The sequence below is a fragment of the Streptomyces hoynatensis genome (assembly GCF_003626535.1).
Taxonomy (GTDB): domain Bacteria; phylum Actinomycetota; class Actinomycetes; order Streptomycetales; family Streptomycetaceae; genus Streptomyces; species Streptomyces hoynatensis.
The window spans coordinates 325,805-348,177 of sequence record NZ_RBAL01000007.1 but is presented as its reverse complement, the minus strand read 5'-3'; the positions used below and the strand labels follow the sequence as shown (position 1 = coordinate 348,177).

Genomic DNA, 22,373 nt, shown 5'->3' with positions numbered 1-22,373 from the left:
GGATCGCGTGACCCCATCCTATGCAGAGGCCCCAGTCTCGCAGACGCTCTTCGCGCGCGCTGCCGCAGTGACCCCGGGCGGCGTCAACTCCCCGGTGCGCGCCTTCGGCGCGGTGGGCGGCACCCCGCGCTTCATGGTCTCGGGCAGCGGCCCCTATCTCACGGACGCCGACGGCCACCGCTACGTGGACCTGGTGTGCTCCTGGGGGCCGTTGATCCTGGGCCACGCGCACCCGGAGGTGCTGGACGCGGTGCGGGCCGCCCTCGGGCACGGCACCTCCTTCGGCACCCCGACCCCGGGCGAGGTGGAGCTCGCCGAGGAGATCGTCGCCCGGGTCGGCCCTGTGGAGCAGGTGCGCCTGGTCTCCTCCGGCACCGAGGCGACGATGTCGGCGATCCGGCTGGCCCGCGGGTTCACCGGCCGGGCCAAGGTGATCAAGTTCGCCGGGTGTTACCACGGTCACGTCGACGCGCTGCTGGCCGCGGCCGGCTCCGGCGTCGCCACCTTCGGCCTGCCCGACACCCCTGGCGTCACCGGCGCCCAGGCGGGCGAGACCCTCGTGCTGCCGTACAACGACCTGGCCGCGGTGCGCGAGGCGTTCGCCGCGCACCCCGGCGAGATCGCCTGCGTGATCACGGAGGCGGTCGCGGGCAACATGGGCGTCATTCCGCCGCTGCCCGGCTACAACCAGGGCCTGGCCGAGCTGTGCGCCGCGCACGGGGCCCTGCTGATCTCGGACGAGGTGATGACCGGCTTCCGGGTGAGCCGGGCCGGCTGGTTCGGGGTCGAGGGCGTGGTGCCCGACCTGATGACCTTCGGCAAGGTGATGGGCGGCGGCTTCCCCGCGGCGGCCTTCGGCGGCCGGGCCGACGTGATGGCGCAGCTGGCCCCCGCCGGGCCCGTGTACCAGGCCGGCACCCTGTCGGGGAACCCGGTGGCCACCGCCGCCGGGCTCGCCCAGCTGCGGCTGCTCGACGAGGCCGCGTACGCCCGCCTCGACGAGACCGCGGCCCGGGTGCGCGAGCTGGCGGGCGAGGCGCTGGCCAAGGAGGGCGTCGCGCACCGGGTCTCGGCCGCGGGCAACATGTTCTCGGTCTTCTTCACCGACGCCGAGGTCCGCGACTTCGCCTCGGCCAGGACCCAGGAGACCTTCCGCTACACCGCCTTCTTCCACGCCATGCTCCGGCAGGGGGTGCACCTGCCGCCCTCGGCGTTCGAGGCCTGGTTCGTCTCCACGGCCCACGACGAGGAGGCGCTGGAGCGGATCGCCACCGCCCTGCCCGCCGCGGCCCGCGCCGCCGCCGAGGCCGAGCCCCCGGCCGCCTGATGACCGGGCAACGGGACCAGAAGAGCCCTCCGACGAGTGACAGAGGAATACCGATGAGCAGCAGTGCTCCTGTGCAGACGGTCGTGCACGTGATGCGGCACGGCGAGGTGGCGAACCCGACGGGGGTCCTCTACGGGCGGCTGCCCGACTTCCACCTCTCGGAGCTGGGCGAGGAGATGGCCGCGCGGGTCGCCGAGCACCTCGCGGACCGTGACATCACTCACGTCGTGGCCTCCCCGCTGGAGCGCGCGCAGGAGACGGCGGCGCCGATCGCCAAGGCCCACGGCCTCCCGGTGGCGATCGACGGCCGGCTGATCGAGGCGGAGAACGTCTTCCAGGGCCGGGCCTTCGGCGTCGGCGACGGCGCCCTGCGCCGCCCGGCCAACTGGCGCCACCTGCGCAATCCCTTCCGCCCCTCCTGGGGCGAGCCCTACGTCGACCAGGTCGTGCGGATGCGGGCCGCGCTGGACGCCGCCAGGGACGCCGCCCGCGGCCACGAGGCGGTCTGCGTCAGCCATCAGCTGCCCATCTGGGTGCTGCGCTCCCACGTCGAACGCCGCAGGCTCTGGCACGACCCGCGGCGCCGGCAGTGCAGCCTCGCCTCGCTGACCAGCTTCACCTTCCACGACGACGAGATCGTGGCCGTCACCTACTCCGAGCCGGCCCGCGCCCTGCTGCCCGCGCACCTGCGGCCCGGCGGCCGGGGCCGCGGCGCCAAGCGCGGGGGCAGCGGCGGCGGCCCCGCCTACGGGGCATAGCCTGGCGAGCGCCACCCATTCCGGCGCAGGCCGGTTCAGGCCGGTTCAGGCCGGGCCAGCCGGGACAAGGGGGGTGCGGAAGATCGTCAAACCGGCGCATGGGAAACTTTTCACATGATCCAGATCCGGGCTCGGGCCGCAGGTGCCGCCGGGGTGGTGGCGGGCGTGCTGCTGCTGACCGCATGCGGCGGTGACCAGGCGGGCTCCTCAGGCGGTGGCAGCAACTACGTGGGGGGCACGGGCGAGGTCACGCAGGTGGCCGTGGAGGACCGGCAGCCCGCCCCCGACCTCTCGGGCGACACGGTGGACGGGGACCGGCTGAGCCTCTCCGACTACCGCGGCCAGGTCGTGGTGCTCAACGTGTGGGGCTCCTGGTGCCCGCCGTGCCGGGCCGAGGCCTCCGGCTTCGCCCGGGTCGCCGAGGACACCGCCGACCAGGGCGTGCAGTTCGTCGGCATCAACACCAAGGAGTACAGCCGGGAGAACGCCCAGTCGTTCGAGCGCAGCCACGGCATCGAATACCCCAGCCTCTCCGACCCCGACGGCCGGATGCTCCTGGAGTTCCCCAGCGGGACCCTCAACGCCCAGTCCATCCCGACCACCCTGGTCATCGACCGGGAGGGCCGGATCGCCGCCCGCGCGCTGACGGCCCTCACCGAGGACGGCCTGCGCGACCTGATCGCCCCCGTGCTCGCCGAAGAGTGACCGGCCCATGGACCCGAACGAGACCGTACTGAGCGGAGCACTGCTGCTGGCGCTGCCGGTGGCCGTGTTCGGCGGTCTTGTGTCCTTCTTCTCGCCCTGCGTCCTGCCGCTCGTCCCCGGCTACCTCTCGTACGTCACGGGCGTGGGCGGCGCCGACCTCGGGGACGCCAGGCGCGGGCGGATGTTCCTCGGGTCCTTCCTGTTCGTGCTCGGCTTCTCCGCGGTCTTCGTCTCCAGCGGGGTGCTCTTCGGCGGCCTGGGCCGGGAGCTCCAGCTCCACCGCGAGGTGCTGACCAAGGTCTTCGGCGCCCTGACGATCGTGCTCGGGCTGATCTTCCTCGGGCTGATGCCGCGGCTGGCGCAGCGGGAGTTCCGGCTGCACACCAGGCCCGTGATAGGGCTGGCGGGGGCGCCGATGCTGGGCGTCGTCTTCGGCCTGGGCTGGACCCCCTGCATCGGCCCCACCCTGGCCGCCGTCAACGTCCTGGCCATCAACGAGGCGACCGCGGGCCGCGGCGCCCTGCTCACCTTCGCCTACTGCCTCGGCCTCGGCCTGCCCTTCATCGTGGCGGCCCTCGCCTTCCGCCGGGCGCTGGGCGCGTTCGCCTGGGTCAAGCGCCACTACGCCTGGGTGATGCGGCTGGGCGGCGGCATGCTGATCGTGACCGGGGTGCTGCTGTGCACCGGCGCCTGGGACCACATGGTCTACCAGCTCCAGGTCTGGTCCGGCGACTTCACCGTAGGGATCTGACGCGATGACCGAAGACACGGACCTGACCACCCCGGCCGTCCCGGGAGCGCGGACCGCCACGGAACACCCCCGGCCCGCGGAACCCGAGCCGGCCGCGGCCGACGAGGGCGAGCGCGAGGCGGCCGCCGGCCTGTCCACCGCGCCCGTCGAGGAGCCCGCGGACGCCGCGGCGGGCACCGCGGTGCCCGGCTCCTTCGGCGGGACGAGGGGTCCCGGAGTGGGCGGCGGCCTCGCCTGGCTGCTGCGCGAGACCCTCGGCTGGGGCCGCTGGTTCTGGCGGCAGCTGACCTCCATGCGGGTCGCGCTGATCCTGCTCTTCCTGCTGGCCCTCGCCGCGATCCCGGGCTCCCTGATCCCCCAGAAGGGCTCGGACGCGATCGCGTACCAGGACTTCAGGCAGCGCAACCCGGGCCTGGGGGACGTCTACGACAAGCTCCAGCTGTTCGACGTCTACTCCTCGGTCTGGTTCTCGGCGATCTACCTGCTGCTCTTCGTCTCGCTCGTCGGCTGCATCATCCCCCGCACCTGGCAGTTCGTCGGCCAGCTGCGCTCCCGCCCGCCGCGCGCCCCGCGCCGCCTTACCCGGATGCCGGCCTACACGACCTGGCGCACCGACGCCGAGCCCGAGGCGGTCCTCGACCAGGCGCACCTGCTGCTGAAGCGCAGGCGGTTCCGGGCCGACCGGCGCGCGGAGGAGCGGCGGCCGGGCGGCGGCCCGGGCGGGCACGTGGCCGCGGAGAAGGGCTACCTGCGCGAGGCGGGCAACCTCATGTTCCACCTGGCGCTCGTGGTGCTGCTGCTCGCCTTCGCCGCCGGGCGCCTCTACTTCGCGCAGGGCACCGCGCTGATCGTCGAGGGCGACGGCTTCACCAACGGCCTGACCCAGTACGACGACTTCTCCTCCGGCTCGCTCTACGACGTGGACGACCTGGAGCGCTTCGGCTTCACCCTGGAGGACTTCCGGGCCGAGTTCTCCCGCAGCGGCCCCGACCTGGGCACGCCGACCCGGTTCGACGCCGACCTCAGCTACTGGAAGGAGGGCGGCGCCGAGCAGGAGCGCACCATCGACGTCAACGACCCGATGACCGTGGGCGACGCCAGGGTGCGGCTGATCGGGCACGGCTTCGCCCCCGTGATCACCGTGACCGACGGGCAGGGCCAGACGGCGTTCAGCGGCCCGGTCCCGTTCATCCCGCAGGACACGGCGCTCACCTCGACCGGCGTCGTCAAGGTACCGGACTACCTCGGCCCCGACGGCGAGCCCGACCAGCTCGGCTTCCAGGGCTTCTTCAACCCGACCTACGCCGTGGACGCCCAGCGCGGACCGCACTCCACCTTCCCCGAGGCGGACGACCCGGTGCTCACGCTGAACGCCTTCCACGGCGACCTCGGCATCGACTCCGGCATCCCGCAGAACGTCTACCAGCTGAACACCACGCACCTGGAACAGCTGAAGGACGCGAACGGGGACCTGTTCCGCTTCGACCTGCGCCCCGGGGAGTCGGTCACCCTGCCCGACGGCATGGGCACGCTCAGCTTCGAGGGCTACAAGGAGTGGGCCACCTTCCAGGTCTCCACCCGGGCCGGGGACGGCTGGGCGCTGGGCGGCGCGCTCGCCGCGGTGGCCGGCCTCGCCGGCTCGCTGCTGCTCCAGCGCCGCCGGGTGTGGGTGCGGGCCTACGCGGGCCCCGACGGGCACACGGTGGTCGAGATGGCCTCGCTGGGCCGCACCGAGTCCGGCAAGATCCCCGAGGAACTCGCCGACCTGGCCGTCGGGCTGCAGCCCCACGCGCCGCCCGTGCCGGAGACGGCCGAGGAGCCCGACTCGCCGGGGCCCGACTCAGCGGGTCCCGACTCGCCGGGCCCCGGCGGCGGTTCCGGGCCGGCACCGGAGCCCGGGCCCGAGCCGGGGCAGCCCTCCGCCGGCCCTGCGGACGGGGAGGAACCCGCGCCCACGGCGCGCGCCGGCCGGCCGCGTCCGCAGGAAGGGCCCGGTGAGCCGGGCGAGTCAGAACAGCCCCGCGAGCCCCGTGAGCCGAAGGGCCCGGGGGCCACGAGGCCCGCCGAGCCCGGGCGAGCCGCCACGCCACGCACGTCCGCCGAGTCCGACGCTGCCGAAGGAGCACGCACATGACTCTCGCCGCCAACGAGGGCCTGGCCGACACGAGCAACCTGCTCGTGTACTCGGCGATGGTCGTCTACGCCCTGACGTTCCTTGCCTATACCGCCGAGTGGGTCTTCGGCAGCCGCAGCAAGGTGGCGCGCACCGCGGCGGCGCTGACGGCGGAGCGTGCCGCGGAGCCGCAGGCCGCCGTCCCCGCCCCGGCGATCACCGTCCGCAAGGGCGGCTCCACCACCGTGCTGGAGCGGCCGCGGATCATCACCAGGTCCGCCAACCCGAGCCGCGACCACGTCCCCGACGGGCCAGGCGCCGCGAACGGCGACGAGCAGGGCGACACCTACGGCCGGATCGCGGTCTCGCTGACCGTCCTGGCCTTCCTGCTGCACTTCGCGGCCGTGGCCGCCCGCGCCATCGCCCTGGGCCGCGGGCCCTGGGGCAACATGTACGAGTTCTCCACGGCCTTCTCGATGGTGGCGGTGGCCGGCTTCCTCGGCTTCCTCGCCGCCAGGAAGAACGTCCGCTGGATCGGGCTGCCGCTGATCACCACGGTGCTGCTGGACCTGGGCCTCGCGGTCACCGTGCTCTACAACGACCAGACGCAGCTGGTGCCCGCGCTCGACTCGATCTGGATGTGGATTCACGTCCCGCTTGCCATCATCTGCGGGGCCCTGTTCTACCTGGGCGCCCTCTCGGCCGTGCTGTACCTCTTCCGCGACCGCTACGAGGCGAAGCTCGCCGCCGGCGAGAAGCCAGGGGCGCTGGCCACCTCCATCCTGGAGCGGCTGCCCTCCTCGGTGTCCCTGGACCGGTTCGGCTACCGGATCAACGCCGCGGTCTTCCCGCTGTGGACCTTCACGATCGTCGCCGGCGCGATCTGGGCGCAGACCGCCTGGGGCCGGTACTGGGGCTGGGACCCGAAGGAGACCTGGGCGTTCATCACCTGGGTCGCCTACGCCTGCTACCTGCACGCCAGGGCGACGGCGGGCTGGAAGGGCAGGCGGACCGCCTACCTGGCGATCATCGGTTTCGTCTGCTTCCTCGTGAACTACTACGGGGTCAACATCTTCTTCAACTCCCTGCACGGCTACGGCGGGGTCTGAGCCGGCCCGCCCGGATCGCCCGGGCCGGCGCGGCCCAGGCGCCGCACACGACGCGAGGGGGGCTTCCGCGGATCGCGGAAGCCCCCCTCGGGGTTGTCTGCGCGGGCGGGGGTCGTCTGCGCGGGCGCGCGGGCGGCGGCGCCGCAGCCCCCGCGTCCCGTCCGGCCGTTGCCGCCCGGTTCTGTCAGCCCTTGCCGCCCGGCGGCTCGTCCTCGTCGCGGTTCTGCTGCCTGAGCTCCTCCTCGCGGCGGCGCAGGTCCTCCTCCCAGCTCTCCAGCAGCTCCTTGTCCCGCCTGCCGTCCTCGTCGGCGTCCTCCGGGCCCCCGTCCTGGCCGCGGAGCCGGTTCTGGTCCAGGGAGCGCAGGAACTCGGGGTTGTCGTCCGGGGCGACCCAGCCGCCCGAGCGGCGCCTGGCCGTCAGGCTGCGCTCGCGGCCGATCAGAATCCACGTCAGCGCGCCGACGACCGGGGCGAAGACGATGAGGACGATCCACACGAGTTTCGGCAGATGCCTGACCTCTTCGTCCTCGGAGCTGATGCAGTCCACCAAGGCGTAGATGGCCAGCGCCAGCGGTACCAGAAACAGCAGCACCCTCAGCATGGTAGTCCCCCAGGACGAGATGAACCCGGGTCCGGCGGTGCGGCCCCCTGACTCAGGCCAGGGTAATGCGTCGGGAATACTGAGCGGCATGGCGTACGACGACCTGCGCGGCCTGCTGAAGGCGCTGGAACGCGACGGGGACCTCAAGCGGATCAAGGCCGAGGTCGATCCGCACCTGGAGGTCGGGGAGATCACCGATCGGGTGAACAAGGCGGGCGGCCCCGCCCTCCTCTTCGAGAACGTCAAGGGCAGTGACCTGCCGCTCGCGATGAACGTGTACGGCACCGACCGGCGTTTGCTGAAGGCGCTCGGCCTGCGCTCCTACGAGGAGATCACCGAGAAGATCGGCGGACTGCTGCGCCCCGAACTGCCGCACGGATTCGTGGGATTCCGCGAGGCATTCGGAAAACTCGCGGCGATGTCCCACGTGCCACCGAAGAAGGTGAAGAACGCTCCGGTGCACGACGTCGTCCGCAAGGGCGACGAGGTGGACCTCGGCCGGCTGCCCGCCCTGTTCACCTGGCCCGAGGACGGCGGCTCGTTTTTCAATCTCGGGCTGACACATACCAGGGACCCGGAATCCGGCGTGCGCAATCTCGGCCTTTACCGCCTGCAGCGGCACGACCGGCGCACGATCGGAATGCACTGGCAGATCCACAAGGACAGCCGCAACCACTACCAGGTCGCCGCCGCCCGCGGGGAACGCCTGCCGGTGGCCATCGCGTTCGGCTGCCCGCCCGCCGTCACCTACGCGGCGACCGCGCCGCTGCCGGCGGACATCGACGAGTACCTCTTCGCCGGGTTCGTCCAGGGCAAGCGGGTGGAGCTGACCGACTGCCTCACCGTGCCGCTCCAGGTGCCCGCCCAGGCCGAGGTGGTCCTGGAGGGGTGGCTGGAGCCCGGGGTGACGCTGCCCGAGGGGCCGTTCGGCGACCACACCGGTTTCTACACGCCCCAGGAGCCCTTTCCCGCGCTGACGGTGGACTGCGTGACGATGCGCAGGGACGCGTTCCTCCAGTCCATCGTCGTGGGGCGCCCGCCCACGGAGGACGGGCCGCTGGGGCGGGCGACCGAGCGGTTCTTCCTGCCGCTGCTGCGGCTGATCATCCCGGACATCGTCGACTACCACCTCCCCGAGGCGGGCGCCTTCCACAACTGCGCGATCGTCTCGATCGACAAGAAATACCCCAAACACGCCCAGAAGGTGATGTCCGCGGTGTGGGGGGCGCACATGATGGCGCTGACGAAGCTGGTGATCGTCGTGGACGCCGACTGCGACGTGCACGACCTGCAGGAGGTGGCCTGGCGGGCGCTCGGCAACGTGGACTACGCGCACGACCTGCTCCTCACCTCGGGCCCGGTCGATCACCTGGACCACGCCTCCTACCAGCAGTTCTGGGGAGGCAAGGCGGGCATCGACGCCACCGCCAAGTGGCCGGAGGAGGGCTATACGCGCGAGGGCGGCTGGCCCTCGGCGATCGTCTCCGACCCGGACACCGCGGAACGCGTCACCCGAAGGTGGAAGGAGTACGGGCTGTGACGGTGACGGCCCCCCGGCCACGGAGCCGGGTCCGGGCGTTCCTGCGCCTGGTCATGATCGAGCACTCGGTCTTCGCGCTGCCCTTCGCGTACATCGCGAGCCTGACCGCCATGTTCCTCGCCGAGGAGGACGGCGGGACGGTGGACTGGTGGACGCTGCTGCTGGTCACCGTCGCCATGGTGGGGCTGCGGACCTTCGCCATGGCGGCCAACCGGATCATCGACCGGGAGATCGACGCCCGCAACCCGCGCACGGCCGGCCGCGAGCTGGTGACGGGCGCGCTCTCGGTGCGCACGGCCCAGGCCGGCGCGCTGGTCGCGCTCGCCGTCTTCCTGCTTGCCGCCGGCCTGCTCAACCCGCTGTGCCTGGCCCTCGGCCCGCTCGCCGTGGTGCCGATGGTGGTCTACCCCTACGGCAAGCGCTTCACGGACTTCCCGCACGCCATCCTCGGCCTGGCCCAGGCGATGGGCCCGATCGGCGCCTGGATCGCGGTGACCGGCGCCTGGTCCTGGGAGGCGGCGGCGCTCGGCGCGGCGGTCGGGCTGTGGATCGGCGGCTTCGACCTGATCTACGCCTGCCAGGACGTGGCGGCCGACCGCGTCCAGGGCGTCAGGTCGGTCCCGGCCAGGTTCGGGATCGCCGGCGCCCTCCACGGCGCCCGCGCCGCGCACCTCGCCACCTTCGCGCTGCTGCTCGGCTACGGGCTGGCGACGGAGGCGGGGCCGTTCTTCTGGGTGGGGCTCGCCGTGGTCGCGGCGGCCTTCACCTACGAGCACGCGCTGGTGCGGCCGGACGACCTCAGCAGGCTGAACCGGGCCTTCTTCACCGTCAACGGCTTCGTCGGGATCAGCCTGTTCGTCTTCGCGCTGCTCGACCTCGTGGTCCGCGGCCTGCGCGCCTGAGGCCCCTGCACGCGGCGCCGCGCCCGCGCCCGGAGGGGCCCGGGCGCGGCGGGGCGGCGGCGCGCGGGGCCGTCAGACGGTGACGCGGGCGACGGCCCAGGACGTGTGGTCGAAGGAGCTGTTGCCGTTCGCGTCGGTGACCACCAGGCGCAGCAGCCGCACGCCCCGCACGTCCACCTCGACCTGGCGCGGGCCGCCCGCGGCGGTGAGGGTGCCGCTGGCGAAGAGCCTGCGGTCGTCGCCCCACACCTCGGCGGCGGTGGCGCCCACCGGGCTCTGGGCGGCGGAGAAGTCGTCGATGCCGACGACGGCGGTGAACCCGGCCGCCCGCCCGCCGAGGTAGTACACGATCTCGGAGGGGGCGTGCACGCCGAGGCCCTTGGCGTAGGTGGTGCCGCCGAAGCTGATCGGGGTGCCGTCGCCCGCGGCCTTCTTCCCGTTGCCGGTGTCCAGCTCGACGGGCCCCCAGCCGTTGGTGGCGCTCACCCAGGGCAGGTCGGAGAGGTAGGCATCGGCGGTGGGCGCCGGCGGCGGGGTCACCACCGGGTGCGCGGCCGGGAAGCTCAGCGCGGCGCCCGCGGCGCCGCGCGCGGAACCCGTGGCCCGCAGCCGCCAGGTCCCCGCGGCCACCCCGGCCGGGGGCGTGACCTCGAAGGAGCGGCGCAGCGTCTCCCCCGGCGCGAGGCGCCCGCGATCACCACCGGCGCGCGCCGGGCGCACCCGCCAGCCCTCCGGCACGTCGAGGCGCAGCCGGGCGCCGGTCCAGGCGTGGTCGCTGCCGTTGCCGAAGGTGACGGCGACGGTGACCGGCTCGCCGGGGAGCGCGAGGGCGGGGCCCGTCACGTGGACGCCGTAGTCCTCCCGCGGATACTCCTCCGCCCACGAGTCCCGCAGCAGGGCGGTGAGTTCGGCGGCGAGCGCGGGGTGGGAGCCGGCCAGGTCGGTGGTCTCGCCCTGGTCGCGGGCCAGGTCGTAGAGCTCCAACTGCCAGTTTTCGTCGGGCACCTCGCGGTCCCGTCCCGGGGCGAACCTGACGGCCTTCCAGTCCTCGCGGCGCACCGCCTCGGCCGTCTTCAGGATGCGGCCGCGGTCCTCCGCGTTGGCGCGGGCGGTGGAGCCCGGGTCGTTGCGGTACCAGTACAGGTGGGCGTGCGCGGGCGCGGTTTCCGTTCCCCGCCCGGCAGCCGGGCGCAGCAGCGGCGCGAGGGAGAGGCCGTCCACGTCCCTGGGCGCCGGCGCCCCGGCCAGCTCGGCCAGGGTGGGCAGCAGGTCGATCAGCGGCGTCGGCCGACCGCTCACCTCGCCCCGCCGCACCGTGCCCGGCTGCCAGGCGAGGAACGGCACCCGCACCCCGCCCTCGTACAGGTTGCGCTTGTAGCCGCGCAGCGGGCCGTTGGCGTCGAACAGGTCGGGATCGACCCCGCCCTCCTCGTGTGGGCCGTTGTCGCTGGTGACCAGCAGCAGGGTGTGCCGTTCCAGGCCGAGCCGGTGGAGGGTGTCGACGACGGAGCCGACCAGCGTGTCGAAGCGGGAGATCTGCGCGGCGTGGCCGCGGTCGGCCTCGCTCCACGGGCGGTCGGCGTACCGGCCCTGGTCGGGGATGTCGCTGGGGGCGTGCGGGATGTTGGGCGTGAGGTAGAGCAGGAAGGGCTCCTCGGCGTGCGCCTCGATGAAGCCGAGGGCCCGCTCCTCGATGAGGTCGACGGCGTAGCTGCCCGCGGGGAGCGGGGTCTGCTCGCCGTTGTCCCACAGGTAGTCGGGGAAGTACTCGTGGGCGTGGCCGTGGGTGACGTAGCCGAAGAACTCCTCGAAGCCGCGGTAGTGGGGGTGGCTGGGCTGGTCGGCCTCCTCGGGGCCGAAGCCCCACTTGCCGATGCAGGCGGTGCGGTAGCCGCGGGCGCGCAGCACCTCGGCGAAGGTGGTGTCGCCGTCGGCGAGCGAGCCCTGCGGACCGTTGAACGGGTTCTGCCGGACGGCCGCGTGGCCGCCGTGCAGCCCGGTCAGCAGCGAGCAGCGGGAGGGGGCGCAGACCGCGGCCGCCGCGTACGCCTGGGTGAACCGCAGGCCCTCGGCCGCGAGTTGGTCCAGGCGTGGGGTGGCGACCAGGCGCTGGCCGTAGGAGCCGAGGTCGCCGTAGCCGAGGTCGTCGGCCAGGACGAGCACGATGTTGGGGCGGTCGCCGGCCTCCCTGCCGGGGCCGCGCGCGGGCGGGGCCGCGAGGGGAGCCTCCCCGGCCTCGCGGGCATCCCGGGCGGCGGCCGGGGCGGCGGAGACGGCGGAGGCGGCCGTGAGGGCGGAGGCGGCGACGAACTGACGGCGCGTGGGCATTCCTCGATGATCGGCCGCTCTCATGGACGCCGTGTTAAGGCTTCATGGCGTCGGCCGGGGGCGGCCCGGGCGAGGGCCCGGTCAGGACACGGCGAGCCGCAGCAGGCTCGCGTCCTGGCCGTCGAGCAGCGTCAACTCCCCGGCGTCCCCCGCGTTCCCGGCGCCCGCGGCCACGGCCACCGGCCCGGAGAGCTCGGCCGCGAGCAGCGGCTGGGGGTCGGCGACGAGCCGGGTGCCGTCCAGCGGGATGCGCCACAGCCGGCCGCCGGGCGGGTCGGGCATCCACAGGCAGCCCTGGGCGAAGGCCAGTCCGCCCGCCACGACCTGAGGATCCTGCCAGGTGTGGACCGGGGCCGTGCCCTGCTGCGCGTCCGCCCCCTCCCCGTAAGTCCCGCCGGGCGCGATGGAGTTCAGCTCCACTCCCCCCGCGCGCCCGGCGTCGGCCGCCCAGAGCATGCCCTGCTCGTCCCAGGCGAGGCCGGCCGGCTCGGCGTGGCCGAGCGAGTAGACCGGGGAGCCGGGGAAGGGGTTGCCCGGGGCCTCGTCGCCCTCCGGGGTGATCCGCAGGATCTTGCCCGCCAGGGAGTCCGGGTCCGCGGCGAGCGCGGGCGCTCCCGTGTCGCCGGTGGCCACGTAGAGGTTGCCGTCGGGCCCGAACGCCAGGGCGCCGCCGCCGTGTTCCGGGCCCGTGGGGATGTCGCCGAGCACCGTGCTGCGTGACTCGCCGAGCTGCTCCCCCGCGGGATGGGAGCCGTAGTAGACGTAACGGTCCACGCGCGCGGCCGAGTCGGTGGCGTGGAGGACGTACACCCAGTCGAGGGCAGAGCCCGAGGCGAAGGCCAGGCCGAGCAGCCGGGAGTCGTCTTCCAGCGCGCCGACGGGCGTCACCGTGCCGTCCTGGCCCACGCGGACCAGGGACCCGTCGGCGGCGCCGGCCAGCAGGTCGCCGCCGGGCATGGGGGCCAGGCAGCAGGCCGGGCCGAGGCCCTCGGCGAGGGTCGCGGCGATCTGGGCCGAGCCCTGCGCGGGCGCGGGCTCGGGCGGCGGCTCCGTGGCGGGCCCCGGGGACTCGCCCGGCGAGGCCGAGGCGCCGCCGGAGCCGCCCGCCTCGCCCGTGCCGCCCGCCCCGCCGGCGCCGTCGGGCTCCGAGGTGGCCGCGCCGGTCGGCTGGCCCGCGCCCTCCCGCTCGGCGCGGTGCGCCGCCGGGCCGATGGCGCAGCCGCCGGCCAGGGCCGTCACCGCCGTGAGGGCGAGCACGGCCCGCCATCCGCGGAGCCCTCCTGGCATGCAGCCGTCCCCTCGCGTCCGCCGGCTAGATCGACATGCCGTAGATGATGGTGAACAGCGTGCCGAGGGACCCGATGATGAACACGCCGGTCAGCCCCGCGACGATGAGGCCCTTGCCCTGCTCCGCGCTGAAGGAGTCCCGCATGGCGGTCGATCCGATGCGCTGCTTGGCCGCGCCCCAGATCGCGATGGCCATGCAGATCAGGATCGCCAGGGCCATGATCACCTGAATCATCGTCCGGGCCTGGTCGCCCACGGCGGCGAAGGGGCCCCAGTCGGGGGCGATGCCGCCGATGATGCTGTCGATGTCTTCCTGATCCTCATCCACCGAACTCACCGCCCAACTGGCGCTCGTTCCACTCCTTCTGTGGATTGTGCCACGCCTGACTGACAGAAGCCGAGTCGGAGCGCTACGGAACGGCGAGGTGTGGGCAACGCGACGCCGCGGCCCGGGTTGCCCCGAATCGCCGCCCAACGTCCCGTGGCCGCGCGCCCCTTGGGCGCCGGTACGCCACCCCGGCCGCCCACCGCGCGCCGACGCCCGTCGGCCTCCCGGCCCTCTCGCGCCGTCTCGAACGCCCCGGCTGACGGCGGGTTTCCTGACGTTTCGGCAGGTCGGGGCGGCCTGCGGCTCACGTGCGAGGCGGGTGGGGCGGTGCGGGCTGGCCTGAATCGCGTGCCGCGCCGCCGGGCCGGCGCCCGCGTGCGGCCCCCGGGGTGGACCGCGGCGAGGGGCGCCCTCTACCGTATGTGCAGAACCAAGCACCCTTCGTGGCAGGGAAGGCGGCAAGGGCGCCGTCCGCGTCCCGCGGCGGCCCGCCCGCCCCGACCGCCCCTGCGCCCGTCTCGTCCGCTTCGTCTGTCTCCGCCGTCTGCGCTGGCTCCGCTGTCTGCGCTGTCTGCGCTGTCCCGTCCGTCTCGTCCGTGTACCGCCCGACCCCCGGCCGTTCCCGCCCGGCCGCGTGCGGCCTCGCTCGCTCGCGTGCGGCCCCGGCGCCCGCCCGCTCCGCCGTTCCCGTTCCCCGCACCACGCGTCCCCTCCCCACTCGCCGCGTACCCGCCCGCCCGTTTCCGCTCGTCCGTACCCGCCCGTCCGTTCCTGTCCGCTGGTTTCTGTCCGTCCGTTCCTGTCCGTTCGTCCTCGCCGCACCGACGGAGGCCCGCCTTGGCCGTGATGACGAAGCAAGCCGCCTCCCGTGCCCGGGACTGGGAGGTGAGCGTCAGGCTCGACCCCGACCTGCGCGCCCCGAGGCTGTGCCGGGTGTCGGCCGCGAGTGCGGTCCGGGCGTACGGGCTGCCCTTCCTGGCCGATCAGGCGGGGCTGCTCGCCAGCGAGCTGGTGACGAACGCGGTGCGGCACGGCAGGGGCCCGCTCGGCTTCCGGGTCGCGTGGTACGCCGGGCGCGAGCGGCTGCGGATCACCGTGTGGGACGAGGGGAGCGACCGCGTGCCGGTGAACCCGGTGCTGCCCGCGCCCGACCGCGAGGACGGCCGTGGCCTGCTGATCGTGGCGGCCATCGCCACCGACTGGGGCCAGTACGGCACGCCGGGCGAGGGCAAGGCCCTGTGGGCCGAGCTGGCCCCCGTCCCGGACTGAGGGCTCCCCGCGCGGGGCGGGCGCGCCCGCCCGTGCGGCGTTCGCCACCGGCCCTTTCGCCGCCTCGCCCGGGCGCGAGACTATGGGGGAGCCCTGAGGGGACGTCACGTCCTCGTCCCCGTCGGGGCCCTCGGCGTCCGCAGGGCTTCCCGCACCGGGAGCCCGCGCCGGCCGCCTGGGCGTTCCTGTGGACTGTCGTCGGGGCCGTGCCGCCGACCTGATGCGGAATGAGGGCTGTTGGGGATGCGGAGGGTCGCGCTGGTCGCCGGCCTGGGGTTCCTCGCCCTGTGCGGGTTCATGGCGCTGCTCGTCGTCGGCGTCTACGGGGCGGCGGCCGGGCTCCTCGGCGGCGGCGGCAGGACCGCGGCCGAGGGGCGGCTCGCGCCGAACACGGTGCCCCCCGAGTACGAGCGGCTGGTGCAGGACTGGGGCAACAGCTGCCAGGCGCTCAGCCCGGCCGTGCTGGCGGCCCAGCTCCACCAGGAGAGCGGCTGGCGGCCGGACGCGGTCAGCGCGGCCGACGCCAGGGGCATCGCGCAGTTCATCCCGAGCACCTGGGCCGTGCACGGCTTCGACGCCAACGGCGACGGGGTCGCGGACATCTGGGACCCGGCCGACGCCATCCCCTCCGCCGCGCGCTACGACTGCACCCTGGCCGAGCAGTTGCGCGACGTGCCGGGGGACCCGACCGACAACATGCTCGCGGCCTACAACGCCGGCCCCTACCGCGTCATCCAGGCGGGCGGCGTGCCCGACATCGCGGAGACCAGGAACTACGTGCGCATCATCCGCGAGGCGGCCCGCAGCTTCGCCGCCACCCCCGCGGAGCAGCGCCTGCCGCCGCTGCAACAGGCCGCGGGCGCCATCGCCTTCGCGCAGGGGAAGCTCGGCACCGAGTACCTGTGGGGCGGCGACGGCACGCCGGAGGACGGCGGGCGCTTCGACTGCTCGGGGCTGACCAGGGCCTCCTACGCCTCGGTGGGCATCACGCTGCCCCGGGTCGCCAACGACCAGTGGAACGCGGGCCCGCACCCGGCGCGGGACCAGCTGATGCCCGGTGACCTGGTCTTCTTCGCATATGATCTTCAGGACCCGCGGAGCATCCACCACGTCGGGCTCTACATCGGGGGCGGGTACATGATCGACGCGCCCTACACCGGAGCGAAGATCCGCTTTGACCCGATAGATTCCCCGGACTACTTTGGGGCGACCCGCCCCACGGGAGGGTGACACCCCGTCACGTTCGGTCAGGCCATGGGCAGTAGTCGCGCGTTGAGCTGCGTCAATGCTCGATGACGCGTTGCTGTTCGATAACGCTGTGGTGATCTTTCGATGGACCCCGGCATCAAGGGGGATGTTCTTGGCGTTTCCTGACCGGAACAGGGGCTCCTTAGCCCCGCCGTCCGCGGCGGGGTTTCCCCCACAGCACGAAGGGGCCGCAACGGCACATGGCTGGACTGGACAACACCGACGCCGAACTCGACGTCCTCTACGAGTTCAACGACTTCGCCGGCCGGCTGCCCGGCTGGGCCGCGCGCACCGCCTCCTTCCTCGGCGAGACCGGCCTCCCCCTGGCGCTGGTCCTCCTGATCGTCCTCGCCTGGTTCCTCGTCCGCCGCCGGCCCGACGCCCCCACCGCCGTGGCCGGGGTGCTGTGGGCCGGGCCGGCCGCCGCTGTCACCTGGCTGGTGAACATGCCGATCCGGGACTTCGTCGCCCGGCCCAGGCCGTTCGTCGACCATCCCGACCTCGAACCCCTCGTCGACGGGAAGACCGGCTACTCCTTCGTCAGCGACCACGCGGGCATCGCCATGGCGATCGCGGTCGCGCTCTTCCTCGTGCACCGCACCCTCGGCCTGGTCGCCTTCGCGCTCGCCCTGTGCCAGGGGCTGGCCCGGGTGCTGCTCGCCGTCCACTACCCCACGGACGTGATCGGCGGCTTCGCGCTCGGCACCGCCTCGGCCCTCCTCTTCGCCCCGCCGGCGATGGCCGTGCTGCCCCCGCTGGTGCGGGCGGGGGCCCGCACCCGCTGGCTCGGCTGGATCGCCAGGCCGCAGGCGCCGGCCGGTGCGGCAGGCGAGGCCGGGGCCGCCGGTGCCGCCGGGGAGGACGGGGCCGGGCAGCGTCCCTCGGGCCGCCCCGAGCCGCGGCCCTCCGCCGACCCGGGGCTTGCCGCCTGAGGCGACGCGGACGGAACGACGGGGCCCGGAACGACGGGGCCCGAGGCGACGCGGCCCGGAGCGACCGGGGAGGCGTGACCCAGGAGCGACGGGGCCCGGCGCGACGGGGGACGCGCGGCCCGAGGCCCGCGAACCGCGGCGCCCCCGGGCGGCAGGAGCCGAACGCTCAGGTGGCGGCCGCCACGTGCGCCGCCGCCTCCTGCCGCGCCAGCGGCCGCGATCTGCGGGCCGGGCCGTACCAGCCGCAGGTGCAGCTCGGCGCGAGGAAGGGGCCGCGCTCGCGCAGCGATATCCGGTGCCCGGTCTCCGGGACGGTCTGCGGCGGCTCTGGTTCACCCTGGTCGTCCACCTTTCCACCGTAACGGCCCCCTCCGGGTCTCGTTAGGCGGTACGAATCCGATACGACGGTTCTTGGGGGTGCCGGCCGGTCATGAGGCAGCCGCGGCGCGAACGCCGGAACGCGATGCTCCGCCTGCTGGCGGCCGGGCTGGCGCTTGCGGTCTGCGGCTGTTCGCGCACCGGGGCCGCCGCGCAGCGGCACGACGTCAGGGAGATCATCAGGCAGGCCGCGGACGTGCTCGCCGCCGCCGGCACCTCCCAGGCGGCCACCGCGATGCAGATGGCCTCGGGCGGCACCAGGATCACCCTGCACGGCGAGGGCGGCTTCGACTACGGGCGGCGGCTGGGCGAGCTGCGGATCACCCTGCCCGAGGGCCGGCCGGTCACCGAGCTGTTCGTGCCGGGCGAGCTCTACATGAAGAACCGCGGCGCGGGGGTGCCCCCGGACAAGTGGGTGCAGGTCGACGTCACCACCCTCGCCGACGGGAACCTCGTCACCGGCGGCGCCACCGATCCGATCACCGCGGCCGAGCTGCTGCGCGGGGTGGCGCACGCCGCCGACCTGGGCGAGAGCGAGGTCAACGGCGAGCGGCTGCGCCACTACCGCGGGGTGACGGACATCGCGGCGGCGGCCGAGCTGGCCACGGGGGAGTGGCGCGAGCAACTGGCCGTGGCCGTCGGCGGCTTCACCGAGCGGGACGTGCCCTTCGACGCCTACTTCGACGAGCGCGGCCTGCTGCGGGAGGTCAGGCACCAGTTCAGCTTCGCGCGCGGCGGCGAGGGCGTGGCCGTGGCCTCGACGGTGACGCTGTACGACTTCGGGGCGCCGGTGCGCGTCGTGCTGCCCGAGCCCGCCGAGGTCTACGCGGGGGCCGTCGCCTGAGCCGCCGCGACCGCCACGGCGCCGGCGCGCCCCCGCCGCCGGAGGGCGGCGCGCCTCAGGTGCGCAGCAGGCGGGCGATCGCGGCGGTGGCCTCGGCCACCTTGGCGTCCACCTCGGGCCCGCCCCGCTCGACCGCGTGCGCCACGCAGTGCCGCAGGTGCTCCTCAAGCAATTGCAGGGCGAAGGACTGCAGGGCCTTGGTCGAGGCCGAGACCTGGGTGAGTATGTCGATGCAGTAGACGTCCTCCTCGACCATCCGCTGCAGGCCGCGGATCTGCCCCTCGATCCGGCGCAGCCGCTTCAGGTGGGCGTCCTTGTCCTTGCTGTAGCCGTGCGGCCCCGTCACGCCGGCCCCGGCGCCGGCCTCCGGCGCGTCGGCGGCCTCCGCGGCCCCGGCCCCGGCCCCGTGGACCGTCTCGATCGCACCCATATTCGTCCTCCTGGACTGTTTTGGCCGTATATACCCCTGCTGGGTATAGCGTAACGAAGCGTGGGGGCCGAGTGGGGGGCCGAGGCGACTCCGGGCGGCCGCACCGACGCATTGAGTCACCTGCTCTTCACATATGGCCGCTATTCACTTCACCTGGTCAATCTACATTCAGGTATGAATGGGGTCATGGGAAGGAACAGCGCGACGGTGGGGCGGCGCCTGGGCGCGGCCGTCCTCGTCTCCGGCGCGCTGGCCCTCACGGGCTGCGGCACCGACGACAACTCGGGCCTTCCCGGTGCCCTGGACTTCACCGAGGAGAACCTGCGCTGCGGCCCCGAGGGCGCGCTGCTCGCCTCGGGCTCCAGCGCCCAGGCCAACGCGATGGAGGTCTGGGTGAACACCTACCAGGCCAGCTGCCCGGGCGGCCAGGTCACCTACAAGGCGACCGGCTCAGGCGCCGGGGTGCAGGAGTTCCTCCAGGGCACCACCGCCTTCGCCGGCTCGGACTCGGTGCTGTCCGAGGAGGAGATCGCCGAGTCCCGCTCCGTCTGCGCCGACGGCGGGCGGGCCGTTCACCTGCCGCTGGTCGCCGGGCCGATCGCCGTGGGGTACCACCTGCCGGGCGTCGAGGACCTGATGCTCGACGCGCCCACGATGGCCCGGATCTTCGACTCCGGGATCACGCGCTGGAACGACCCCGCCATCGCCGCGCTCAACCCGCACGCCCGCCTGCCCGACCTGCCGATCACGCCCTTCCATCGCTCGGACGGCTCAGGCACCACCGACAACTTCACCGCCTACCTGCACGCCGCGGCCCCCGAAGCCTGGCGCCACGCCCCCGGCAAGACCTGGCGCGGCCGGGGCGGGCAGTCGGCCGACGGCTCCTCGAACCTGGTCGGCATGGTCAAGCGGTACGAGGGCGCGATCTCCTACTTCGAGCTCTCCTACGCCCACCGCAACGGCATCAGCACCGCCCGCCTCGACACCGGCGCGGGCAGCCCCGTGGCCGCCACCGTCACCGCGGCCTCCCGGGCGCTGTCCGGCGCGCGGCCCGGCGGCGGGGACCTGGCCCTCACCCTCGACTACGCCACGCACGAAGCGGGCCGCTACCCCATCGTCCTGGTGACCTACGAGATCCTCTGCGACCGCGGCAACAGACCGGGCAGCCTGGAGCAGGTCAGGGCCTTCCTCCGCTACGCCGCGGGGGACGCGGGGCAGCGGGCCCTGGCCGGCATCGACTACGCGCCGATCCCGGCCGCCACCATCCAGCAGGTACGCCGGCGCGTCGACGCCCTGGCCTAGAGCGAGCGGGACCCGACCTCATGAACGCGACGACCCAGCGGCACCCCGGAGGGGCGAGCCGGCGCGCCGCGCGCCTGGGGGACCGGATCTTCGCCGGGCTGGCCAAGGGCTCGGGGATCACGCTGCTGCTGACCATGGCCGCGGTCGCCGTCTTCCTCACGGTGCGCGCCACCCTGGCCCTGCGCGAGGACGAGGGCAACTTCCTCACCACCTTCGAGTGGCGCACCGGCGGGGAGGACCCGGAGTTCGGCATCGCCGTGCTGCTCTTCGGCACGGCCGCGAGCTCCCTGATCGCCATGCTGCTCGCGGTGCCGGTGGCCGTCGGCATCGCGCTGTTCCTCACCCACTACGCCCCGCGCCGGCTCGCCGCCCCGATCGCCTGGCTCGTCGACCTGCTCGCCGCGGTGCCCAGCATCGTGTACGGGCTGTGGGGCGCGCTCTACCTGGTGCCGCGCCTGACCGGCTGCTACGAGTGGCTGGACGGCGCGTTCGGCTGGACCGGGGTCCTCTCCTACGCGGGGGCGCCCGCCCGTTCCCTGATGACGGTGGGCATCCTGCTCGCCGTGATGATCCTGCCGATCGTCACCAGCGTCACCCGGGAGGTGTTCCGCCAGACCCCCAGGGCCACCCAGGAGGCGGCCCTGGCGCTGGGGGCGACCCGCTGGGAGGTGGTCAGGATGACGGTGCTGCCCTTCGGCCGCTCCGGCATCGTCAGCGCCTCGATGCTGGGCCTGGGCCGGGCGCTCGGCGAGACGATGGCCGTGGCGACGGTGCTCTCGCCGAGCTTCCTGATCCACGCCAGCCTGCTCGACTCGGGCGGCGGCACGTTCGCGCAGAACATCGCCAGCCAGTTCAAGGAGGCCGACACGGCGGGCAGGGACGCGCTCATCGCCTCCGGCCTGGTGCTGTTCCTGCTGACCCTGCTGGTCAACGGCGCGGCGCGGCTGATCATCGCCCGCCGCCGCGAGTACGCGGGGGCCGCCCTGTGACCGGCCGACTGCGCCCGCCCGAGGACCCGGGGGGCGAGGAGGAACGCCTCCGCGCCGCCATGCCCCCCGGGGAGCCGGGGCCCACCCGGGACCTGCCCGCCGGGGCGCCTGGCGCCCGGCCCCCGGCCGCGCCGTCCCCCGCGCCGCCCGGGGCCGCGCCGCCTCCCGCGCCGCGCCCGGTGCTGCGCCCGCCGCGGCTGCCGCGCTGGTCCCTGGCCGCGCTGCTGACCGGCTCCCTCGCCGTGGGCACGGCCGCCGGCCTGATCTGCCGGCTGAGCAGCCACCTCCAGTGGGGGCTGATCGCCGCCGCCGTCTTCGTGGCCGCCACCTTCGGCCTCACCGCGCGCGTCGAGGGCAGGAGGCGCGCGGCCGACCGGCTGGCGGCGCTGCTGGTGTGGGCCTGCTTCGCCGTGGCCGTGCTGCCGCTCGCGGCCCTGGTCGGGGAGACGGTGGCCCGCGGGGCGCCCGGCGTGGACGGGTACTTCCTCACCCACTCGATGAACGGCGTCCTCAGCTGGCAGCACGGCGGCGGGGTCTACCACGCGCTGCTCGGGACGCTGGAGCAGGTGCTGCTCGCCTCGCTGCTCGCCCTCCCGGTGGGCCTGCTGACCGCCGTCTACCTCGTCGAGTACGGGCGGGGGCGGCTGGCCGCGGTGGTGACCTTCTTCGTGGACGTGATGGCCGGCATTCCCTCGATCGTCGCCGGTCTGTTCGTCCTCAGCCTGTGGATCACGATCCTCGACCTCGGCTACTCGGGCCTGGCCGGTTCCCTCGCCCTGGCCCTCCTGATGACGCCGATCGTCGTGCGCTCCACCGAGGAGATGCTGCGGCTGGTGCCGAACGAGCTGCGGGAGGCCGCGCTCGCGCTCGGCGTGCCGAAGTGGCGCACCACCCTGCGGGTCGTGCTGCCCACCTGCGCGGGCGGCATCGCCACCGGCGTGATGCTGGCGCTGGCCCGCATCGCGGGGGAGACCGCGCCGATCCTGCTGCTGGTCTTCGGCACGAACATGATCAACCGCGACCCCTTCCACGGCGCCCAGTCCTCGCTGCCGCTGTACGTCTACGAGCAGTGGTCCTTCGGCACCGAGCCCGCCTACGAGCGGGCCTGGGCGGCGGCGCTGGTGCTGATCGCGCTCGTCATGCTGCTGAACCTGCTCGCCCGCGCCCTCGCCCGGTGGAAGGGGCCCCGCCCCGGGCCGTGACCCCGCCGCCGCACCCCCGGAAGCCGCCGC

At 74.2% G+C, this 22,373-nt stretch carries 21 protein-coding genes; 15 read left to right on the top strand and 6 right to left on the bottom strand.

The window, feature by feature from the left end:
* The first annotated feature begins 7 nt into the window (after positions 1-7).
* The 6 genes from hemL (at position 8) to ccsB (ending at position 6,763) form a co-directional block, all read left to right on the top strand.
* Positions 8-1,327 (top strand): glutamate-1-semialdehyde 2,1-aminomutase, encoded by a 1,320-nt coding sequence (gene hemL / locus D7294_RS15505; RefSeq protein ID WP_422070704.1) that lies wholly within the window; start codon positions 8-10, stop codon positions 1,325-1,327.
* Positions 1,328-1,380: 53 nt separating this feature from the next.
* Positions 1,381-2,085, top strand: a complete 705-nt coding sequence (locus D7294_RS15500; RefSeq protein ID WP_120679906.1) for a histidine phosphatase family protein — start codon at positions 1,381-1,383, stop codon at positions 2,083-2,085.
* Between the two features lie 114 nt (positions 2,086-2,199).
* Positions 2,200-2,790: a TlpA family protein disulfide reductase gene (locus D7294_RS15495; RefSeq protein WP_120679903.1), complete on the top strand. Its 591-nt coding sequence runs from the start codon at positions 2,200-2,202 to the stop codon at positions 2,788-2,790.
* 7 nt (positions 2,791-2,797) lie between these two features.
* A complete protein-coding gene (locus tag D7294_RS15490; RefSeq protein ID WP_120679901.1) occupies positions 2,798-3,541 on the top strand; it encodes a cytochrome c biogenesis CcdA family protein in 744 nt (247 codons plus the stop codon).
* Positions 3,542-3,545: 4 nt separating this feature from the next.
* Positions 3,546-5,675: a cytochrome c biogenesis protein ResB gene (locus tag D7294_RS15485; RefSeq protein ID WP_120679899.1), complete on the top strand. Its 2,130-nt coding sequence runs from the start codon at positions 3,546-3,548 to the stop codon at positions 5,673-5,675.
* The gene (gene ccsB / locus D7294_RS15480) at positions 5,672-6,763 is read left to right on the top strand and encodes a c-type cytochrome biogenesis protein CcsB (protein WP_120679897.1); all 1,092 of its coding nucleotides are present in this window, start codon (positions 5,672-5,674) and stop codon (positions 6,761-6,763) included. Before D7294_RS15485 ends, ccsB begins: the two co-directional genes overlap by 4 nt.
* A 184-nt stretch (positions 6,764-6,947) precedes the next feature.
* Here the strand turns inward: ccsB and D7294_RS15475 are convergent, their stop codons facing one another.
* Positions 6,948-7,364, bottom strand: coding sequence for a PLD nuclease N-terminal domain-containing protein (locus D7294_RS15475; protein ID WP_120679895.1), 417 nt, complete (start codon positions 7,362-7,364; stop codon positions 6,948-6,950).
* Between the two features lie 88 nt (positions 7,365-7,452).
* Here D7294_RS15475 and D7294_RS15470 point away from each other — a divergent pair, with 88 nt between their 5' ends.
* Complete coding sequence (locus D7294_RS15470; protein ID WP_120679893.1) at positions 7,453-8,904, top strand: menaquinone biosynthesis decarboxylase; 1,452 nt, start codon at positions 7,453-7,455, stop codon at positions 8,902-8,904.
* Positions 8,901-9,806 carry a menaquinone biosynthesis prenyltransferase MqnP gene (mqnP, locus tag D7294_RS15465; RefSeq protein ID WP_277751092.1) on the top strand — a complete coding sequence of 302 codons (906 nt, stop codon included), beginning with the start codon at positions 8,901-8,903 and terminating at the stop codon, positions 9,804-9,806. The genes D7294_RS15470 and mqnP overlap by 4 nt, the downstream gene beginning before the upstream one ends.
* A 72-nt stretch (positions 9,807-9,878) precedes the next feature.
* Here the strand turns inward: mqnP and D7294_RS15460 are convergent, their stop codons facing one another.
* From D7294_RS15460 to D7294_RS15450, 3 genes are all read right to left on the bottom strand, one after another.
* Positions 9,879-12,134, bottom strand: coding sequence for a sulfatase family protein (locus D7294_RS15460; protein WP_120679889.1), 2,256 nt, complete (start codon positions 12,132-12,134; stop codon positions 9,879-9,881).
* An 81-nt stretch (positions 12,135-12,215) separates the two neighbouring features.
* Entirely contained in the window at positions 12,216-13,421 is a 1,206-nt protein-coding gene (locus D7294_RS15455; protein WP_120679886.1) for a PQQ-dependent sugar dehydrogenase, read from the bottom strand.
* Between the two features lie 25 nt (positions 13,422-13,446).
* Positions 13,447-13,749 (bottom strand): hypothetical protein, encoded by a 303-nt coding sequence (locus D7294_RS15450; protein ID WP_120680023.1) that lies wholly within the window; start codon positions 13,747-13,749, stop codon positions 13,447-13,449.
* Positions 13,750-14,595: 846 nt separating this feature from the next.
* Between D7294_RS15450 and D7294_RS31940 the strand changes: the two genes are divergently transcribed.
* From D7294_RS31940 to D7294_RS15435, 3 genes are all read left to right on the top strand, one after another.
* Entirely contained in the window at positions 14,596-15,018 is a 423-nt protein-coding gene (locus tag D7294_RS31940; protein ID WP_158674632.1) for an ATP-binding protein, read from the top strand.
* 243 nt (positions 15,019-15,261) lie between these two features.
* On the top strand, positions 15,262-16,248 hold the full coding sequence (locus D7294_RS15440; RefSeq protein WP_120679881.1) for a C40 family peptidase: 987 nt from the start codon (positions 15,262-15,264) through the stop codon (positions 16,246-16,248).
* A 218-nt stretch (positions 16,249-16,466) separates the two neighbouring features.
* Entirely contained in the window at positions 16,467-17,198 is a 732-nt protein-coding gene (locus tag D7294_RS15435) for a phosphatase PAP2 family protein (protein WP_120679879.1), read from the top strand.
* 166 nt (positions 17,199-17,364) lie between these two features.
* Here D7294_RS15435 and D7294_RS15430 read toward each other — a convergent pair whose 3' ends face one another.
* Positions 17,365-17,547: a hypothetical protein gene (locus D7294_RS15430; protein ID WP_120679877.1), complete on the bottom strand. Its 183-nt coding sequence runs from the start codon at positions 17,545-17,547 to the stop codon at positions 17,365-17,367.
* A gap of 81 nt (positions 17,548-17,628) precedes the next feature.
* On the opposite strand from D7294_RS15430, the gene D7294_RS15425 reads away from it, so the two are divergent.
* Positions 17,629-18,420 (top strand): hypothetical protein, encoded by a 792-nt coding sequence (locus D7294_RS15425; protein ID WP_120679875.1) that lies wholly within the window; start codon positions 17,629-17,631, stop codon positions 18,418-18,420.
* A 55-nt stretch (positions 18,421-18,475) separates the two neighbouring features.
* Here the strand turns inward: D7294_RS15425 and D7294_RS15420 are convergent, their stop codons facing one another.
* Positions 18,476-18,850, bottom strand: coding sequence for a metal-sensitive transcriptional regulator (locus D7294_RS15420; protein WP_241562376.1), 375 nt, complete (start codon positions 18,848-18,850; stop codon positions 18,476-18,478).
* A 186-nt stretch (positions 18,851-19,036) separates the two neighbouring features.
* Here D7294_RS15420 and pstS point away from each other — a divergent pair, with 186 nt between their 5' ends.
* From pstS to pstA, 3 genes are read left to right on the top strand one after another with little or no spacing between them, the layout of a single operon-like run.
* Complete coding sequence (pstS, locus tag D7294_RS15415; RefSeq protein ID WP_120679873.1) at positions 19,037-20,152, top strand: phosphate ABC transporter substrate-binding protein PstS; 1,116 nt, start codon at positions 19,037-19,039, stop codon at positions 20,150-20,152.
* A 20-nt stretch (positions 20,153-20,172) separates the two neighbouring features.
* Positions 20,173-21,141 carry a phosphate ABC transporter permease subunit PstC gene (gene pstC / locus D7294_RS15410; protein WP_120679871.1) on the top strand — a complete coding sequence of 323 codons (969 nt, stop codon included), beginning with the start codon at positions 20,173-20,175 and terminating at the stop codon, positions 21,139-21,141.
* Positions 21,138-22,343: a phosphate ABC transporter permease PstA gene (pstA, locus tag D7294_RS15405; protein WP_241562375.1), complete on the top strand. Its 1,206-nt coding sequence runs from the start codon at positions 21,138-21,140 to the stop codon at positions 22,341-22,343. Before pstC ends, pstA begins: the two co-directional genes overlap by 4 nt.
* The last annotated feature ends 30 nt before the right edge of the window (positions 22,344-22,373 follow it).

What these genes read in the sequence shown, in the direction of transcription:
- pstC (WP_120679871.1), top strand. Translation starts at nt 20,173, where the DNA reads ATGAACGCGACGACCCAGCGGCACCCCGGAGGGGCGAGCCGGCGCGCC.
- D7294_RS15425 (WP_120679875.1), top strand. Translation starts at nt 17,629, where the DNA reads ATGAGGCAGCCGCGGCGCGAACGCCGGAACGCGATGCTCCGCCTGCTG.
- D7294_RS15500 (WP_120679906.1), top strand. Translation starts at nt 1,381, where the DNA reads ATGAGCAGCAGTGCTCCTGTGCAGACGGTCGTGCACGTGATGCGGCAC.
- D7294_RS15470 (WP_120679893.1), top strand. Translation starts at nt 7,453, where the DNA reads ATGGCGTACGACGACCTGCGCGGCCTGCTGAAGGCGCTGGAACGCGAC.
- D7294_RS15475 (WP_120679895.1), bottom strand. Translation starts at nt 7,364, where the DNA reads ATGCTGAGGGTGCTGCTGTTTCTGGTACCGCTGGCGCTGGCCATCTAC.
- pstS (WP_120679873.1), top strand. Translation starts at nt 19,037, where the DNA reads ATGGGAAGGAACAGCGCGACGGTGGGGCGGCGCCTGGGCGCGGCCGTC.
- D7294_RS15495 (WP_120679903.1), top strand. Translation starts at nt 2,200, where the DNA reads ATGATCCAGATCCGGGCTCGGGCCGCAGGTGCCGCCGGGGTGGTGGCG.
- D7294_RS15460 (WP_120679889.1), bottom strand. Translation starts at nt 12,134, where the DNA reads ATGCCCACGCGCCGTCAGTTCGTCGCCGCCTCCGCCCTCACGGCCGCC.
- D7294_RS15490 (WP_120679901.1), top strand. Translation starts at nt 2,798, where the DNA reads ATGGACCCGAACGAGACCGTACTGAGCGGAGCACTGCTGCTGGCGCTG.
- D7294_RS15485 (WP_120679899.1), top strand. Translation starts at nt 3,546, where the DNA reads ATGACCGAAGACACGGACCTGACCACCCCGGCCGTCCCGGGAGCGCGG.
- ccsB (WP_120679897.1), top strand. Translation starts at nt 5,672, where the DNA reads ATGACTCTCGCCGCCAACGAGGGCCTGGCCGACACGAGCAACCTGCTC.
- D7294_RS15420 (WP_241562376.1), bottom strand. Translation starts at nt 18,850, where the DNA reads ATGGGTGCGATCGAGACGGTCCACGGGGCCGGGGCCGGGGCCGCGGAG.
- D7294_RS15440 (WP_120679881.1), top strand. Translation starts at nt 15,262, where the DNA reads ATGCGGAGGGTCGCGCTGGTCGCCGGCCTGGGGTTCCTCGCCCTGTGC.
- D7294_RS15435 (WP_120679879.1), top strand. Translation starts at nt 16,467, where the DNA reads ATGGCTGGACTGGACAACACCGACGCCGAACTCGACGTCCTCTACGAG.
- D7294_RS15455 (WP_120679886.1), bottom strand. Translation starts at nt 13,421, where the DNA reads ATGCCAGGAGGGCTCCGCGGATGGCGGGCCGTGCTCGCCCTCACGGCG.
- D7294_RS31940 (WP_158674632.1), top strand. Translation starts at nt 14,596, where the DNA reads ATGACGAAGCAAGCCGCCTCCCGTGCCCGGGACTGGGAGGTGAGCGTC.